12 protein-coding genes and 1 pseudogene are annotated in these 16,159 nt (G+C 71.1%); 12 read left to right on the top strand and 1 reads right to left on the bottom strand.

Annotation, left to right across the window (positions count from 1 at the left end; all coding sequences use genetic code 11):
• Nucleotides 1–150: 150 nt before the first annotated feature.
• The 5 genes and pseudogenes from OG747_RS06910 (at nucleotide 151) to OG747_RS06890 (ending at nucleotide 6,614) form a co-directional block, all read left to right on the top strand.
• Nucleotides 151–1,212 carry a hypothetical protein gene (locus OG747_RS06910; RefSeq protein WP_405878402.1) on the top strand — a complete coding sequence of 354 codons (1,062 nt, stop codon included), beginning with the start codon at nucleotides 151–153 and terminating at the stop codon, nucleotides 1,210–1,212.
• Nucleotides 1,205–3,874, top strand: coding sequence for a lectin (locus OG747_RS06905; RefSeq protein WP_405878401.1), 2,670 nt, complete (start codon nucleotides 1,205–1,207; stop codon nucleotides 3,872–3,874). The genes OG747_RS06910 and OG747_RS06905 overlap by 8 nt, the downstream gene beginning before the upstream one ends.
• Before the next feature lie 428 nt (nucleotides 3,875–4,302).
• Complete coding sequence (locus OG747_RS06900; RefSeq protein ID WP_405878400.1) at nucleotides 4,303–5,769, top strand: GuaB1 family IMP dehydrogenase-related protein; 1,467 nt, start codon at nucleotides 4,303–4,305, stop codon at nucleotides 5,767–5,769.
• A gap of 175 nt (nucleotides 5,770–5,944) precedes the next feature.
• A pseudogene (locus tag OG747_RS06895) lies at nucleotides 5,945–6,145 on the top strand (amino acid permease C-terminal domain-containing protein); the annotation flags it as partial.
• A 16-nt stretch (nucleotides 6,146–6,161) separates the two neighbouring features.
• Nucleotides 6,162–6,614, top strand: coding sequence for an Lrp/AsnC family transcriptional regulator (locus OG747_RS06890; RefSeq protein ID WP_015661832.1), 453 nt, complete (start codon nucleotides 6,162–6,164; stop codon nucleotides 6,612–6,614).
• A gap of 111 nt (nucleotides 6,615–6,725) precedes the next feature.
• Here the strand turns inward: OG747_RS06890 and OG747_RS06885 are convergent, their stop codons facing one another.
• The gene (locus OG747_RS06885; RefSeq protein ID WP_405878399.1) at nucleotides 6,726–7,466 is read right to left on the bottom strand and encodes a GntR family transcriptional regulator; all 741 of its coding nucleotides are present in this window, start codon (nucleotides 7,464–7,466) and stop codon (nucleotides 6,726–6,728) included.
• Between the two features lie 212 nt (nucleotides 7,467–7,678).
• On the opposite strand from OG747_RS06885, the gene OG747_RS06880 reads away from it, so the two are divergent.
• The 7 genes from OG747_RS06880 to OG747_RS06850 all read left to right on the top strand — a co-directional run bounded on the left by OG747_RS06880 (nucleotide 7,679) and on the right by OG747_RS06850 (nucleotide 16,158).
• Nucleotides 7,679–8,836 (top strand): ABC transporter substrate-binding protein, encoded by a 1,158-nt coding sequence (locus OG747_RS06880; RefSeq protein WP_405878398.1) that lies wholly within the window; start codon nucleotides 7,679–7,681, stop codon nucleotides 8,834–8,836.
• On the top strand, nucleotides 8,833–9,744 hold the full coding sequence (locus OG747_RS06875; protein ID WP_405878397.1) for an ABC transporter permease: 912 nt from the start codon (nucleotides 8,833–8,835) through the stop codon (nucleotides 9,742–9,744). Before OG747_RS06880 ends, OG747_RS06875 begins: the two co-directional genes overlap by 4 nt.
• Nucleotides 9,729–10,574, top strand: a complete 846-nt coding sequence (locus OG747_RS06870) for an ABC transporter permease (protein WP_405878396.1) — start codon at nucleotides 9,729–9,731, stop codon at nucleotides 10,572–10,574. The genes OG747_RS06875 and OG747_RS06870 overlap by 16 nt, the downstream gene beginning before the upstream one ends.
• A 3-nt stretch (nucleotides 10,575–10,577) precedes the next feature.
• A complete protein-coding gene (locus OG747_RS06865; protein WP_405878395.1) occupies nucleotides 10,578–11,654 on the top strand; it encodes an ABC transporter ATP-binding protein in 1,077 nt (358 codons plus the stop codon).
• Nucleotides 11,655–11,699: 45 nt separating this feature from the next.
• The gene (locus tag OG747_RS06860; protein WP_405878394.1) at nucleotides 11,700–13,196 is read left to right on the top strand and encodes an HAD-IA family hydrolase; all 1,497 of its coding nucleotides are present in this window, start codon (nucleotides 11,700–11,702) and stop codon (nucleotides 13,194–13,196) included.
• A 162-nt stretch (nucleotides 13,197–13,358) separates the two neighbouring features.
• On the top strand, nucleotides 13,359–15,692 hold the full coding sequence (locus tag OG747_RS06855; protein WP_405878393.1) for a nitrate- and nitrite sensing domain-containing protein: 2,334 nt from the start codon (nucleotides 13,359–13,361) through the stop codon (nucleotides 15,690–15,692).
• Nucleotides 15,682–16,158 carry a roadblock/LC7 domain-containing protein gene (locus tag OG747_RS06850; protein ID WP_405878392.1) on the top strand — a complete coding sequence of 159 codons (477 nt, stop codon included), beginning with the start codon at nucleotides 15,682–15,684 and terminating at the stop codon, nucleotides 16,156–16,158. The genes OG747_RS06855 and OG747_RS06850 overlap by 11 nt, the downstream gene beginning before the upstream one ends.
• Nucleotide 16,159 lies beyond the last annotated feature (1 nt).

The raw sequence follows: 16,159 nt of genomic DNA, 5'->3' as shown, positions 1-16,159 counted from the left end.
TCGCCTCGCCTCGGGCGGCAGGGCGGACACGCCGGTGACGGTTCAGGGCGGCGACGGCAACTTGTTACCCGGGCGTAGCGAACGGACATCCAGCCCCCCTAAGCTCTGTGCGTCCATCGGGCACCACGAGAGGAATGGTCTGGCATGCGCATGATCCGTCGAAGACTGAAGGCCGCGCTCCTGTTCGTCTCGGCCCTGCTGCTCGCTACGGTGGCGACGCCCGCCGCGCACGCCGCCGATCTCGGCGGGGCGACGCTGGCCGGGGCATCCGGGACCGGCATCCACAACACGTACAACGACAAGTCCACGTACACCTACCTCGCGAACGCCCTGGACACCGGCACCTCCCTGGTCGAACTCGACACCTGGGCCAACGTGTTCACGCACAAGTGGAACGTGAGCCACAGCAACCCGCTGGGCAGCGACAACAACTGCGTCCAGGCCTCGTCGGCCGCCGACCTCTACACCGGCGACCGCAACCAGAACCTCGACAGCTGCCTCGACGACATCCGGATCTGGCTCCAGGCTCACCCCACGAGCCACCCGATCATGGTCAAGATCGAGATGAAGAACGGGTTCAACAGTGGCATCGGCCTGGACGCGACCGAGTTCGACTCCTACGTCAAGACGCACCTCGGCAGCGTCCTCTACACCCCCGCCGACCTGCTGACCAAGAGCGACGGCACGCAGTACCCGGACCTCGACACCGCCGCCAAGGTGAACAACTGGGCCAGTTACAGCTCGCTCGCCGGCAGGGCGATCGTGGAGATCATCCCCGGCACCTTCGAGCAGGCCGTCGACCCCGCCTCCTCCTGGTCGGACGTCGTCTACGCCCAGCACCTCAAGGACCTTGCCGCCGCGGGGAACATCAGCCAGGCCGCCGTCTTCCCCAGCGTCCTCGGCGCACAGGCCGTCGACCCGCGCACCCGCTACAGCGACACCACGCTGCGCCCCTGGTTCGTGGTGTTCGACGCGGACGCCGCCGCCTGGGTCGGTGACGGCAACACCGAGTGGTACAACACCAACCACTACCTGACGGTGGTCACCGACGCCTACGACGTCTCGCCCGCCCTCAGTTCCTCCGCCCCGTCGCTGGCCGACGCCCAGGCCCGGGTCGCCGAACTCGCCGCGGACGGAGCCTCGTACATCTCCAGCGACTGGATCACCGCCCCGGCCAATGGCGTGCTCGGCGAGGTGCTCGCCCGTGGCTGACGCCCTGCGCCCCCGCGCGCTGCTGCGTGTCCTGGCCGCGGGGGCCGCGGCGCTCGCGCTCGCCGTGTCCGGCCAACTGGCCGGCACGGCACGGGCGGCGGTCGCGACCGACCCCGTGTCGCTGGTCAACCCCTACATCGGTACCGGCGGCAACGGCGACTTCAGTGCCGGGAACACCTTCCCCGGCGCCGACGTGCCGCACGGCATGCTGCAGTGGTCTCCTGACACCACGTCACGTCCCAAGGGCGGCGGTTACAACTACGCCGACTCGGCCGTCTCCGGCTTCAGCCTCACCCATGTCTCCGGTGTCGGCTGCGACGCGGCCGGGGACCTGCCGATCCTGCCCGTGGTCGGCTCGCTCGGCTCGGATCCCGCCTCCACGACGGAGTCGTTCTCGCACTCGAACGAGACCGCCTCGCCCGGCTCCTACTCCGTCAGCCTGGGCAACAGCACCAGCGTCGCGCTGACCGCCACCACGCACGCCGGGATCGGGCAGTTCACCTTTCCGTCCTCCACCCAGGCGAGCCTGCTCCTCAAGGTGCAGGACACTCAGACGCCGTACGCCTCCTCGACGCTCGACCTGAGCGGCGGCAACACCGTGACCGGGTCGATCACCAGCACCGGCTTCTGCGAGGACACCACCCCGATCACGCTCTACTACGCGATCACCTTCGACCACCCCTTCACCGCCGCCGGCAGCTTCAGCGGCGGCGAGTACCTGACCTTCGACACCACCGGCAGCCGTACGGTGGAGGCCCGGGCCGGCATCTCCTACACCTCGGTGACGGAGGCCGCGGCCAACCGGGACGCCGAGGTGACGGGGAAGACCTTCGCCGCCGTCAAGTCGGCGGCGTCGTCCGCGTGGAGCGCCGAGCTGTCGAAGATCTCCGTCACCGGCGGCACGTCGGACCAGCAGGCCGTCTTCTACACCGCGCTCTACCACGCCTCGCTCTTCCCCGCCGTCATCAGCGATGCCGACGGCTCCTACCGGGGCTTCGACGGCGCGGTGCACACGGTGGGCAGCGGCCACGCGGCGAAGTACGCCGACTTCTCCACCTGGGACACTTACCGCTCACAGGCCCAACTCACCGCGCTGCTCGACCCGTCGGCCGCGTCCGACATGGCGCAGTCGATCATCGACGACTACCAGCAGGGCGGCACGCTCACCAAGTGGGGCATGGCAACCGGCGAGACACACATCATGGTGGGCGACTCCGCCGTACCGGTGCTCGCCGACTACTACGCCTTCGGCGCACGGAACTTCGACACGTCGACGGCCCTGTCCGCCATGATCAAGGAACAGACGACGAACACCCCGGTCACACCCGGCGTGACGTACCTGGACTCCTTCGGCTACCTGCCCACCAACTCGCCCTACGGCTGCTGCCACGAGTACGCCACCACCTCCACCCAACTCGAGTACGACACCGACGACTTCGCGCTGTCGGTGTTCGCGGGCGAGCTCGGCGACAGTGCCACGCAGAAGAAGTTCCAGGACCGGGCGCAGGACTGGCAGAACATCTACAACTCCTCCTCCGGCTACATCCAGCCGCGGCACTCCAACGGCCGCTGGATGGACGGCTTCGACGCCAAGCTGATCACCGGCACCTCGTCCAACGACTTCGCCGAGGGCGACGCCTTCGCCTACACCCCGATGATCCCCTTCAACATCGCCAAGCTGGCGTCCCTGGAAGGCGGTACGTCGTCCCTGGCGTCGTACCTCGACAGCGTGCTCAGCGGCTACCAGGGCCTGGGCAGCGTCATCGGCACCCAGTCCAACATGGGCAACGAGCCCAGCATCGGGCTGCCGTGGGAGTACGACTGGGCGGGCGAGCCGTACAAGACGCAATCCACCGTGCGCGCCGTCCAGGACCAGCTCTGGACCAACGCCGCCGGCGGCCTGCCCGGCAACGACGACCTCGGCGAGATGAGCGCCTGGTACGTCTGGTCGGCCCTCGGCCTCTACCCGGAGATCCCGGGAACCGCCGACCTGGCGATCGGCAGCCCCCTGTTCACCTCGGCGGTCGTCACGGCGGGCGGACACACGCTCACCGTCAACGCCCCCGCCGCGGCGGACGGTTCGCCGTACGTCCAGTCGCTCATCCTCAACGGTGGCTCCTGGAACAAGGCTTACGTACCGGCCTCGTACCTCTCGGGCTCGGCGAAGCTGGACTTCGCCCTTTCCTCGGCCGCGAACACCTCCTGGGCGGCGGCCACTTCGGACACGCCACCCTCCTACGACGGCACACCGGGCACCGGCGTGGCGCAGCCCAGCGGCCCCCTCACCGGGACCGCGACCGGCAAGTGCGTCGACGACGCCGGTTCGGGCACCTCGAACGGCACCGCCATCCAGATCTACACCTGCAACGGCACCACCGCACAGACGTGGAAGGTCGTCCCCGACGGCACCCTCCAGGTGCTCAACAACTGCATGGACGTGACGAACGGCGCGAGCACCTCCGGCACGAAGGTCCAACTGCACACCTGCAACGGCACCCAGGCCCAGCAGTGGCAGGCCGATGCGTCCGGCGAGATCGTCAACCCGGTCTCCGGCCTCTGCCTCACCGACTCCAGCAACGGCGCCACGAACAAGACCCAGCTGACCATCGCCTCGTGCACGGCCGGCGTCGGCCAGCGTTGGACGCTTCCGCCGTCCGCGTGACGAACGTTGAAGAAGCGCCAAAAAATCGCCCGGCGTGGTGTTTGCGGTTCCGGCGTTGTGCTGCGATGGCCGACGTCGGAACCGCCGCCGCTTCGGCCGAACGGTTTGTCATGGCCACATGCTCAAGGCGCCGTGCCCTGCTCACCACGGGAGCCGCCGCCCTGTCGGCCCTCACCCTCCCCCCGGGCTCGGGATGACGGCGGCCCTGAGTTCGGCCATGGCACCTTGATCGCCGTCTCGCTGACTGGTCACTCTCCCGGACGCCAGGATTCGGCAGGCGCATTCGGGTAAGCTCTCGGGGTAAGGCAGGTTCCACTGCCTGACACCGGAGCCCCCGTACCTCGCTGGAGGAACACACGAACGCGGGGGCGTTTTGCTGTGTCCTTGTGGGAGTGACCTGCGCCGTTTCGCGTGAAAATGTGAGACTTATGCGTTTTCTTGAGCCCGGTTCCGGTCGCTACGTAGAATCATCTCCGGTTCCCTACGACCTGACGTACGACGACGTCTTCATGGTCCCCAGCCGCTCCGCGGTCGGCTCGCGGCAGGGCGTCGACCTCGCCGCCCCGGACGGCACGGGCACCACGATCCCGCTGGTCGTCGCCAACATGACCGCGATCGCGGGCCGCCGGATGGCCGAGACCGTGGCCCGCCGCGGCGGCCTCGTCGTCATCCCGCAGGACATCCCGATCGAGGTCGTCACCGAGGTCGTCTCCTGGGTCAAGGGACGCCACCTGGTGCTCGACACCCCCATCGTCCTGGCCCCCCACCAGACCGTCGCCGACGCGCTGGCCCTGCTGCCCAAGCGCGCACACAACGCGGGCGTCGTCGTGGACGAGGACGGCCGCCCGATCGGCGTGGTCACCGACGCCGACCTCACCGGCGTGGACCGCTTCACCCAGCTGACCGAGGTCATGTCCCGGGACCTGCTGCTCCTCGACGCCGGCATCGAGCCCCGCGAGGCCTTCAACAAGCTGGACGGCGCCAACCGCCGCTACGCCCCAGCCGTGGACGCCGGCGGCAAGCTCGCCGGCATCCTCACCCGCAAGGGGGCCCTGCGCGCCACGCTCTACACCCCGGCCACCGACGCGAACGGCAAGCTGCGCATCGCCGCCGCCGTGGGCATCAACGGTGATGTCGCGGGCAAGGCCAAGCAGTTGCTCGACGCGGGCGTCGACACGCTCGTCATCGACACCGCGCACGGCCACCAGGAGTCGATGATCAGCGCGATCAGGACCGTGCGCGCGCTCGACCCGCAGGTCCCGATCGTCGCGGGCAACATCGTCGCCGCCGAGGATGTGAAGGACCTGGTCGAGGCGGGCGCGGACATCATCAAGGTCGGCGTCGGCCCCGGCGCCATGTGCACCACCCGCATGATGACAGGCGTCGGGCGGCCGCAGTTCTCGGCCGTCCTGGAGTGCGCCGCCGAGGCGAAGAAGTACGGCAAGCACGTGTGGGCCGACGGCGGTGTCCGCCATCCCCGCGACGTCGCCATGGCGCTGGCCGCGGGCGCGTCCAACGTCATGATCGGTTCCTGGTTCGCCGGGACGTACGAGTCCCCGGGCGACCTTCAGCAGGACGCCGAAGGACACCTGTACAAGGAGTCGTTCGGCATGGCGTCCTCGCGCGCGGTCCGCAACCGTACGAGCGAGGAATCGGCGTACGACCGCGCCCGCAAGGCCCTCTTCGAGGAGGGCATCTCCACCTCGCGGATGTTCCTCGACCCGGCCCGCCCGGGTGTCGAGGACCTGATCGACTCGATCATCGCGGGCGTCCGCTCCTCCTGCACCTACGCGGGCGCCAACTCCCTGGAGGAGTTCGCCGAGAACGCGATCGTGGGCATCCAGAGCGCGGCCGGCTACGCCGAGGGCGAGCCGCTGCACGCCAGCTGGAACTGACGCGTCCCACCGTCGTACGGCCCCGTGGTGCACCCACGGGGCCGTCGGCGTACGTACCCGGTGTGACCGCCGCAGGCAATGCGGACAACGCAGACAACCCGCGCGCCGCGCCGCTGTACGCCCGGCTCGGGTACCGGCCACTGATCGACCACCTCGACCGCCGGCCGTACGAGGGCGCCGGACACGCCCGGACATGCGGCGCACCTTCCGGGTGCCGCTGTCGCCGCTGCTGCCCGCGATCGGCTTCGCGCTGTGCGTGTGGATGATGGGCAGCGTCTCGGCCGTCACCTGGGTGGTCTTCGGGGTCTGGACGGCCGCCGGGCTCGTGTTCTACTTCAGTTACGGCTACCGCCGCTCCCGTCTCGCACCATCAGAGAAGTGGCACACCCGCAGTGCTGAACGATCTCGACGAACGCATCGTGCACGCCCTCGCCGAGGACGCCCGCCGCTCCTACGCCGACATCGGCCAACTGGTCGGCCTGTCCGCGCCCGCCGTGAAGCGCCGGGTGGACCGGTTGCGGGCCACCGGCGCCATCACCGGATTCACGGTTCGGGTGGATCCGGCGGCGCTGGGGTGGGAGACGGAGGGGTTCGTCGAGATCTACTGCCGACGCAATACCTCGCCGGAGACCATTCAGCGGGGACTGGAGCGGTATCAGGAGGTGGTGGCCGCGTCCACCGTCACGGGGGAGGCGGATGCGGTGGTGCAGGTTTTCGCTTCTGACATGCGGCATTTCGAGCGGGTGTTGGAGCGGATCGCGGGCGAGCCGTTCGTGGAGCGTACGAAGTCGGTGCTGGTGTTGTCTCCGTTGCTGCGGCGGTTTTCGTCGGGGTCGCCCACGTAGGCGCTCCGCTGGGGGGTGCGTTGTCCGGGTACGGGTTCGTTGTGGCTGGGCGCGCCCCGCGGCGGAGCCGCTCTATGTCACAGCCCCGCGCCCCTTTCGGGGCGCTTCGCCTCACTCCGCTGTTTTGCGGGCCAGCGCGTTGTTGCCGATCGAGTTGCGCACGCTGAAACTCACCGCGTCCGAGCGGTAGCGGTCGTCGGACCACTCCACCGGGCGGCCTTCGCGGGTGGTGGTGACGCGGCGGACCCGTAGCAGGGGGCTGGTGCGGCGGACGTCGAGGAGGTCGGCGTCCTGGGCGCCCGCCGCCACCGCGTCGATGACGTGCTCGCCGTACGCGAAGACCAGACCGGTGTCCTCGAAGAGCCGCTGGGTGACGGAGGGGCAGTCGGGCTCGATGGCCTCGACGGCGGGGGAGATCCAGTCCGCGTACGCGGTCCGCTCCAGGAGTACTGGCTCGCCGTCCAGGCCGCGGACGCGCAGGACGTGCAATACGGGTGTCTTCTCGGGGAGTTGGAGGCGTACGGCGTCCTCCGTCGTCGCCGGACGGTACTCCTGCTCGACCACGTGCCCCGTCGCCTCGCGCCCCATCGCGCGCGCCCACTGGGCGAAGCTGCGCAGTTCGGCGAAGCTCTGGCTGCGGCGGCTGGCGAGGACCACCCGGCGGGCGCCCTGGCGGGAGCCGATGAGGCCCTCGGCGGTCAGGGCCGCGACGGCCTGGCGGACCGTGCCGCGTGCCACGCCGTACTGGGCCGCGAGGTCCGTCTCCGCGGGCAGCAGACTGCCCACCGTGTACTCCTCGCGGTCGATGGCGTGCCGCAGCTCGTCGGCGATCTCCTCGTGTCGCGCCGGCATGCTTCCCCTCTGATTCGACTGCTGTGCACAGCGTGACCAGCCTAATCGAGATCGGACGGTGATCTGCGCGCCCCGGGATTGTGCAGGGAATCGGGGCCCAGCGTTTCGCCAGTGTTTACGAACAGGACACCAGCGGCGGGCCTACTGGGGCCAACTTGTTCAGACAAGTTCTCCGCACTTCCCGAACCCTCGTGCGTACTCCTGGAGAGACCGTGACCGTGTTCCTGCCGAGGACCGCCGTCCTCACCGGCGGCCTCGCCGTCGCCGCCGCCCTCGCCCTCAGCGCCTGTGGCGCGGCCCCCGACGACAAGGCGACCACCGCCGACGGCAAGAGCGCGGCCACCGCGACCTCCGCCGCGGACTTCGGCGGCCTGGACGCCCTGGTCAAGGCCGCCAAGAAGGAGGGCACGCTGCACGCGATCGCGCTGCCCCGCGACTGGGCCGACTACGGCGCCCTGATCGACGGCTTCAAGAAGAAGTACGGCATCAAGATCGAGGTCGAGAACCCGGACGGCACCAGCCAGGACGAGATCAACGCCGTGACGTCGAGGAAGGGGCAGGACCGCGCCCCGGACGTCCTCGACCTGGGCAGCTCGTTCGCGCTCAGCGCCGCCCAGCAGGGGCTCCTCGCGCCGTACAAGGTGACCGCCTTCGCCGACATCCCCGCGGGCCAGAAGGACGCGCAGGGCCGCTGGTTCAACGACTACGGCGGCTACATCTCCATCGGCTGCGACGCCAAGAAGGTCAAGGAGTGCCCGAAGACCTTCAAGGACCTGCTCAAGCCGCAGTACAAGGGTCAGGTCGCCCTCAACGGCAACCCGACCAAGTCCGGTTCGGCTTTCGGTGGCGTGTACGCGGCCTCGCTGGCGAACGGCGGTTCGTTCGACGACATCCAGCCCGGCCTGGACTTCTTCGCCAAGCTGAAGAAGAACGGCAACTACACGCCCGTCGAGTCGACCCCGGCCACGGTCGAGAAGGGCGAGACCCCGATCAGCATCGACTGGGACTACCTGAACGCCGGTTACGCCGACGAGTTCAAGTCCAAGGGCGTCGACTGGACGGTCACGGTCCCCTCGGACGGCAAGTTCTCCCAGTACTACTCGCAGGCCGTCAACAAGGACGCCCCGCACCCGGCGGCCGCCCGCCTGTGGCAGGAGTACCTCTACAGCGCCGAGGGCCAGAACCTCTGGCTCAAGGGCTACGCCCGCCCGGTCCTGATGACCACCATGGAGACGGCCGGCACGCTCGACAAGACCGCCGCCGCCAAGCTCCCCGCGGTCTCGGGCACGCCGAGCTTCCCGACCGAGGCCCAGCAGGCCAAGGCCAAGACGGTCCTCGCGCAGGGCTGGGGCAAGGCCGTCTCCGGATGACCACCGTCCTCACCGAGGCCGAGGCCGACGTGACGTCCGCCGCCGCCGCTTCCCAGCGGCGGCGGCGCCGCGCCCCCGGCCGGCTCGCCGTTCTCCCGCTGCTCGTCTTCGTCGCGATCGCCTTCGGGATCCCCGCCCTGGCCATGCTGAACGGCGCCTTCACGGTCAAGGACCAGACCACCGGCGCCACCTCGTACACCACGGCCAACCTCACCGCCTCCCTCCAAGGCGCCTACCTCACCGCCCTGATCGGCAGCGTGAAGCTGTCCGCGGTCTCCGCGGCCATCGCCACCGTCCTCGGACTGCCGCTCGCCCAGGCCGTGGTGACCTCCCGCTTGCGCGCCCTGCGCGAGGCGGTCCTCACCGCCTCCGGCGTCCTCGCCAACTTCGGCGGCGTCCCGCTGGCCTTCGCCTTCGTCGCCACCCTCGGCAACGCCGGTGTCCTGACCCAGCACCTGGGCCTGAGGGACAGGGGCTGGAACCTCTACAGCTTCTGGGGCCTGGCCATCGTCTACCTGTACTTCCTGATCCCGCTGATGGTCCTCACCATCACGCCCGCGCTGGACGGCCTGCGTTCCCAGTGGCGCGAGGCCGCGCAGAACAACGGTGCCACCTCGGTCCAGTACTGGCGGCACGTGGCGCTGCCCGTCCTCGCGCCCTCACTCCTCGGTGGCCTGGTCCTCCTCTTCGGCAGCGCCTTCGCCGCGTACGCCACCGCGGCCGCCATGGTGGGCAGCGCGGTCCCGCTGGTCACCCTGCAGATCGCCGACGCCATCTCCGGCAACGTCCTGGTCGGCCAGGAGAACGTGGCGCTCGCCCTCAGCCTCGACATGGTTCTCGTCGCGGGCCTCGTCATGGCCGTGTACCTGCCCCTGCAACGACGGAGCGCGCGATGGCTGGAAGCCTGAACAAGTCCGTACGCGTACGTCCCTGGCGCGGGGTCGTGCTCGCCTGTGCCGGGCTCTACTTCCTGGTCCCGCTCGCCGCGTCCGTGATCTTCACGGTCGACGTGCCGAACCAGGGGATCACCTTCGACGCCTACCGCCAGATCGTCTCCGCCGACGGCTTCGGCTCCAGCCTGCTGCTCTCGCTGGAACTGGCCGCCGCCACCATCGCCGTGGTTCTGCTGCTGATGGTGCCCGCCATGGTCGCGCTGCGGCTCGGCGCGCCGAAGCTGCGGCCCGTCGTCGAGGTGGTCTGCTCGCTGCCGCTGGTCGTCCCGCCGATCGCCTTCGTCGCCGGGATCGCCACGGTCCTCAAGTGGGGCCCCGACCACCTGTCCCGCACCCCGCTGTTCCAGACCTTCGTGGCCCTCCAGAACCCCGACTTCCCCGTGGTGCTCGTCCTCGCGTACGTCGTGATGGCGCTGCCGTTCGTGTACCGGGCCCTGGATGCCGGGCTGCGCGCCGTCGACGTACGGACCCTCGTCGAGGCCGCGCGCAGCTGCGGGGCGAACTGGCCGCAGGCGCTGCTGCGGGTCGTACTGCCCAATCTGCGCGGGGCGCTGCTCAACGCCTCCTTCCTCACGCTGGCGCTGGTCCTCGGTGAGTTCACGGTCGCCCAGCTGCTCGGCTTCGAGCCGTTCGCCGTGTGGATCTACAGCGTCGGCGGCTCGCAGGCCCAGCTCTCCGTCGCCGTCTCCGTGCTCAGCCTGCTCGTCACCTGGGCCCTGCTCCTCTCGCTCGCCGGGCTCGGCGGGCGCTCCCGTTCCGCTTCCGCTTCGGCCTCCCGGGGATGAACCATGACCGTCACCACGCTTGAGAAGGCCGCCGACGCCAAGGCCGCCACCGTCGAATTCCGCGGACTCCGACGGGAGTTCGGCCCGACCGTCGCCCTCGACGGTCTCGACCTGACCGTCCGGCCCGGCGAACTCCTCGCCCTGCTCGGCCCGTCCGGCTGCGGCAAGACCACCGCGCTGCGCATGCTCGCCGGGTTCGAACACCCCGACTCCGGCGAGGTGCTGGTCGACGGCGAGGACGTCACCAGGGTTCCGGCGCACCGCCGCGACGCCGGGATGGTCTTCCAGTCGTACAGCCTCTTCCCGCACCTCAGCGCCCTCGACAACGTGGCGTTCGGACTGCGCATGCGCAAGGTGCGTACGGCCGAACGGCGGGCTCGTGCCGCCGAGTTGCTCGATCTCGTGGGCCTGGCCGACAAGGGCGAGCGGTTCCCGCACCAGCTCTCCGGCGGTCAGCAGCAGCGCATCGCGCTGGCCCGCGCGCTCGCCCTGCGCCCGCGCGTGCTGCTGCTCGACGAACCCCTCTCCGCCCTGGACGCCAAGGTGCGGCTCACGCTCCGCGAGGAGATCCGTCGGCTTCAGCAGGAACTCGGCATCACCACCCTGTTCGTGACGCACGATCAGGAAGAGGCACTGTCCATGGCGGACCGTGTCGCCGTGATGCGGGCCGGGCGGCTGGAACAGTGCGCCGCGCCCGCCGAGCTGTACGGGCGGCCCGCGACCGCGTTCGTCGCCGAGTTCGTCGGCACGATGAGCCGGATTCCGGGACGGCTGGACTCCGGCGTGGTCGAGGTGCTCGGGCAGCGGCTGCCGGTCGACGGGGACGCGCCCGCCGCGACGGAGGTGGATGTGCTCGTACGGCCCGAGGCGGTGCGGGTGCTCGCGGACGATGCCGGAACCGCCCGCGTCGTCGCCACCGCCTTCCTCGGCGCCGCCACCCGCGTCACCGTCCGGCTCCCGGACACCACCGAGGTGAAGGCCGATCTGCCCACCCACGAGGCCGCCGCGCTCGGCTCGGGCGCCGCCGTGACCGTGAGCCTGCCGGAGCGGCCGGTGCTGGTCGCCGAGCGCACGCGGTAACCGTCCCATCCCCCCACTGAGCTACACCGAGTGAAAGAGAGCACCGTGACCCTCCGCACCACCTCCCCCCACCTCCCCCTCCAGGCCGTCCTGTTCGACATGGACGGCACGCTCGTGGACACCGAGCGGCTGTGGTGGGAGGCGGTGGAGCAGGTGGCCGACGGGCTCGGGCGCCGGCTGACCGGGGCCGACCAGCCGGAGGTGCTCGGCCGGCCCGTCGAGTACACCGCGGCCTGGCTGGGCGGGATCACGGGCGCCGGGGCGGAGCGGATCGCCGCCGAGCTGCACCGGGAGTTCGCGGACCGTGTCCGCACCGGCATCGTGCCTCGTCCGGGAGCCCTTCGCCTCCTCGAAGACCTGGCCCATGAGGGCGTCCCCACCGCCCTCGTGACCGCGTCGCCGCGCGCCGTCGCCGACACCGTCCTGGCGGCCCTCGGCGCTGAGCACTTCGCCGTCTCCGTCACGGCCGACGACACCGAGCGCACCAAGCCCGCCCCCGATCCGTATCTCGCCGCCTGCCGCGCCCTCGGCGTCGAGCCCGCCGCGTGCGTGGCCGTGGAGGACACCGAGACGGGCGTGGCGTCCGCCGAGGCCGCGGGGTGTGCCGTGCTCGCCGTGCCCTCGCTCGCGCCGATCGCCTCCGTACCCGGGCGTACCGTCCTGACCAGCCTGGAGGAGGTGACCCCGGCCCGGCTGCGCGCCATGGTCGCGCCCCGCGAGCTGCGGGTGATGAGCTGGAACCTCTGGTACGGCGGGACGCAGGTCGACGACCACCGCGAGAAGCAGCTCAAGGTCATCGCCGAGACCGGCGCGGACGTGGTCGGTCTCCAGGAGACGTACGGCACCTCGGCGCAGGAACTCGCCGACGCCCTCGGCTGGCACCACCACCGGGCCGGAGACAACCTCGGCGTCATCAGCCGCTACCCGATCACCGCCCGCCACGGCGACCCGGACGTCGGCTTCTACGGCGGCACCGGAGTGCGCGTCCGGCTGGACGGCGGCCAGGAGGTGGACGTCTGGAGCGCCCACCTCGACTACACACCGTACGGCCCCTACGAGGCCCGCTTCGACGGGCTCCCGGCGGCCGAGCTGATCGCCCACGAGGGCGCCCGGCTGGAGCAGATGCGGGAGATCCTGCGGCGGATCGCCGAGTCCGCCACCGACGCCACCCCGGTGGTGCTGGTCGGCGACTTCAACGCGCCCTCGCACCTGGACTGGCCGGACGTCGAGTGGCCCGTGACCAAGGCCGCCGAGGAGGCGGGCCTGCGCGACTCCTACCGCGAGGCCCACCCCGACCCCGTACGGGAGCCCGGGCACACATGGTCGCCGATCCACGTGGAGCACGAGGACGGCAGCGGGCGGCCCGAGCCGCAGGACCGGATCGACTTCGTGCTGCACCGGGGGCTGACGGTGCTCGACTCCCGGGCGCTGGTCACCGGCACGCCGCGCCCCTGGCCCGACGTGGCCGGCAACGACTGGCCGTCGGACCACGCCGCGGTCGTCACCACCTTCACCGTTCCCCGTGCGGACGTGGCCGACTGACCGGGCACGTCCCGCGTATTGAACCGAGAGTCAGCCCAGGAAGCCATTGCGGTCCGCGTGTGCCATCCCGTAGGTTGATCCGCGCCCGCTACCAGCGAGTAACACCGATGGGTAACCAACCGTCGCCCGGCCACCCGACCGTCCTGCCGTCCTGGGGAAACCATGCGCTGGTCCTTCGGCCGTCCCACCACGGTCCGTACGCGCATCGTGGCGCTCGCGCTCGCGCCGGTGATCGCCCTCATGGTGCTGTGGAGCTTCGCCATGGTCTCCGTCACCGGCGAACTGCGCGCGCTCGTGCGGGTCCAGGGGGTGTACGACGACTTCGGCACACCGGTCGACACCGTGGTCGGCCAGATCCAGATCGAACGGCGGCTCGCGGCCGCCTACCTGGGCGCGGACCACGGCACGGCGGCGGCCCTCGACCTGATGGAGCAGCAGCGCCGCACCGACCGCGCCGTGACCGCCATGCGGACCGCGATCCGGGACGGGGACCGCGGCCGGCTCTCCGGCCGGCAGCGGCAGGTGCTCGACGCCGTGCTGCGCTCCTTCGACGGGCTGGAGGGGCTGCGGGAGCGGGTGCTGTCCCGCGCCATCAGCTGGGACCGGGCGGTCACCGAGTACGGCACCCTCGTCGAACCGGGCTTCGACGTCCAGTCCGCGCTGACCGCGCTGCAGGCCGGACAGCTGGCGCGCGAGGCCCAGGTCGTCATCGAACTGGTGCGGGTGCGGGAGTTCGTGTCGCGCGAGGACGCTCTCGTCGCCGGGGCGCGGGCCGCCGGATCGCTCACCGACCGCCAGTACGACACGCTCACCGCGACGATCGAGGACCGCCGGGTCTTCGAGCGGACGTACGTCCCCGACCTCCCCGCCGACTCGCGCGCACTCTTCGAGAAGTTCCAACGCGGTTCACTGCACCGGGAGCTGACCCGGGGCGAGGACGCCCTGCTGCGGGCGGGCGCGCACGGTGCGGGCGAGGCCGTCGCGGCCGGCTCCTGGCGCACCACCACCGACCGGGCCGTCAAGCGGTACATGCAGCTGTGCACGGGGTCGGCCGTCAACTCCGCCGAGCGCGGACGGGCGTTCGCCTACCGGGAGCTGGCCAAGGCCGCGATCGTCGGCGTCCTCGGACTCGCCGCCGTAGGCCTGTCCCTGTGGTTCGCGGTGCGCGGCGCCCGGCGCATCTCGCGCCGCCTGGAGACGCTCCGGGACGCCGCCGACCTCCTGACCACTCGTCAGCTCCCCGATGTGATGCGGCGCTTGAGTGCGGGCGAGGACGTGGACGCCGCCACCGAGGCACCACCCCTGGCCGACGGGGAGGCGGGGGCCGACGAGATCGGCCAGGTCGGCCGTTCCTTCAACACCGCCCGCCTCGCGGCCGTCGAGGCCGCCGTCAAGCAGGCCACCCTGCGCCGCGGACTGTTCGCGGTGCTCCTCAACATCGCCCGCCGCAACCAGGCGCTCGTCCACCGCCAGCTCAAACTCGTCGACACGCTGGAGCGGCGCACCGACGACCCGGACGTTCTGGACGACCTGTTCCGGATCGACCACCTCACCACCCGTATGCGGCGCCACGCGGAGAGTTTGATCATCCTCTCCGGCGCGGCGCCCGGCCGCAGATGGCGGCGGCCCGTACCCGTCGCCCGCGTGGTGTCCTCCGCGGTGAGCGAGATCGAGGAGTACGCGCGCGTCGTGGTCCCGCCGATGCCGGAGGTGGGTGTCGCGGCGGACGCCGTCGCCGACGTCGTCCATCTGATCGCCGAACTTGTCGAGAACGCCACCGTGTTCTCGCCGCCCCAGACCCAGGTCACCCTGCGCACCGGCCGGGCAGGGGGCCGTTTCGTCCTGGAGATCGACGACCGGGGCCTCGGCCTCGGGCCCGAGCAGATCGAGGAGGCCCACCGCACCCTCACCACGCCGGACGACTTCGACCCGACCCGGCACGACCGGCTCGGGCTGTACGTGGTGGGGTGGCTCGCCGCACGGCACGGCATCGAGGTCACGCTGTGCCGGTCGCCGTACGGCGGTACGACGGCGGTGGTGCTGCTGCCCGAGGCGGTCCTCGCGCCGGTCGAGCCCGAGCGGCCGGAGGCGGTGGCGGACACGGACCGGCAGGTGCTGCCCTCCCGGAGGGGGACCGCGGTCCTCCAGAAGCAGCGGCAGGGGCAGAAGCAGCGGGAGGGGCAGAGGGAGCGGGAGGGGCAGGAGCTGGACGTGGGCCGTATGCCGGAAGGCCGTCCGGCATCGGGGCCGCCCGCTCTGCCCACCCGCGTCCGCCAGACCTCCCTCGCCCCCGAACTGCGCGCCGAGGGCCCCGCGGCCGACGAGACGCCGGAGCGCGAGGTCACCCCCGAGGAGGTCCGCGCGGTCTTCGGGGCCTTCCAGCGCGGCCTCGACCGCGGCCGCAAGGGCCTGCCCACGGAACCCGGTCCCACGCACCCCGGCCCCGTGCGGCGAACCGACACCGACGAAGGGACGGACGCCGACGATGCTCCGTGACCAGACCCCCGAGGACCCCGCCCAGGCCTCCGAGCCGCCGGTGCCGGGTACCACCCCCGCACCGCCCGGCACGGATCTCGGCTGGCTGCTCGACGACCTGGTGGCCAGAACCGACCACGTCCGCCAGGCCGTGCTCCTCACCGCCGACGGCCTCCCGCTGAGCTGTTCGGACGGTATGAGCAGACGGGACATCGAGCACCTCGCCGCCGTCTGCTCCGGCTTCCACAGCCTGGCCCGCTCGGCCGGCGAGCGCTTCGACGCCGGGGAGGTGCGCCAGACCATGGTGATGCTCGACGACGCCTACCTGTTCATCACCCCGGCGGGGGACGGCAGCCGGCTGGCCGTCCTGAGCGAGGTGCAGACGGACGTCGGACAGCTCGCCCACGAGATGGCGCTGCTCGTCCGCCGCGTCGGCCGCCACATGGCCGCCGCCGTACGGTCGGCCGCCGACCCCGCGGGTCCCTGAT

It is taken from the genome of Streptomyces sp. NBC_01384, assembly GCF_045040035.1.
Taxonomy (GTDB): Bacteria; Actinomycetota; Actinomycetes; order Streptomycetales; family Streptomycetaceae; genus Streptomyces.
Note: the sequence above shows the minus strand (reverse complement) of the source record. Positions and strands in the feature narration are given on the sequence as shown.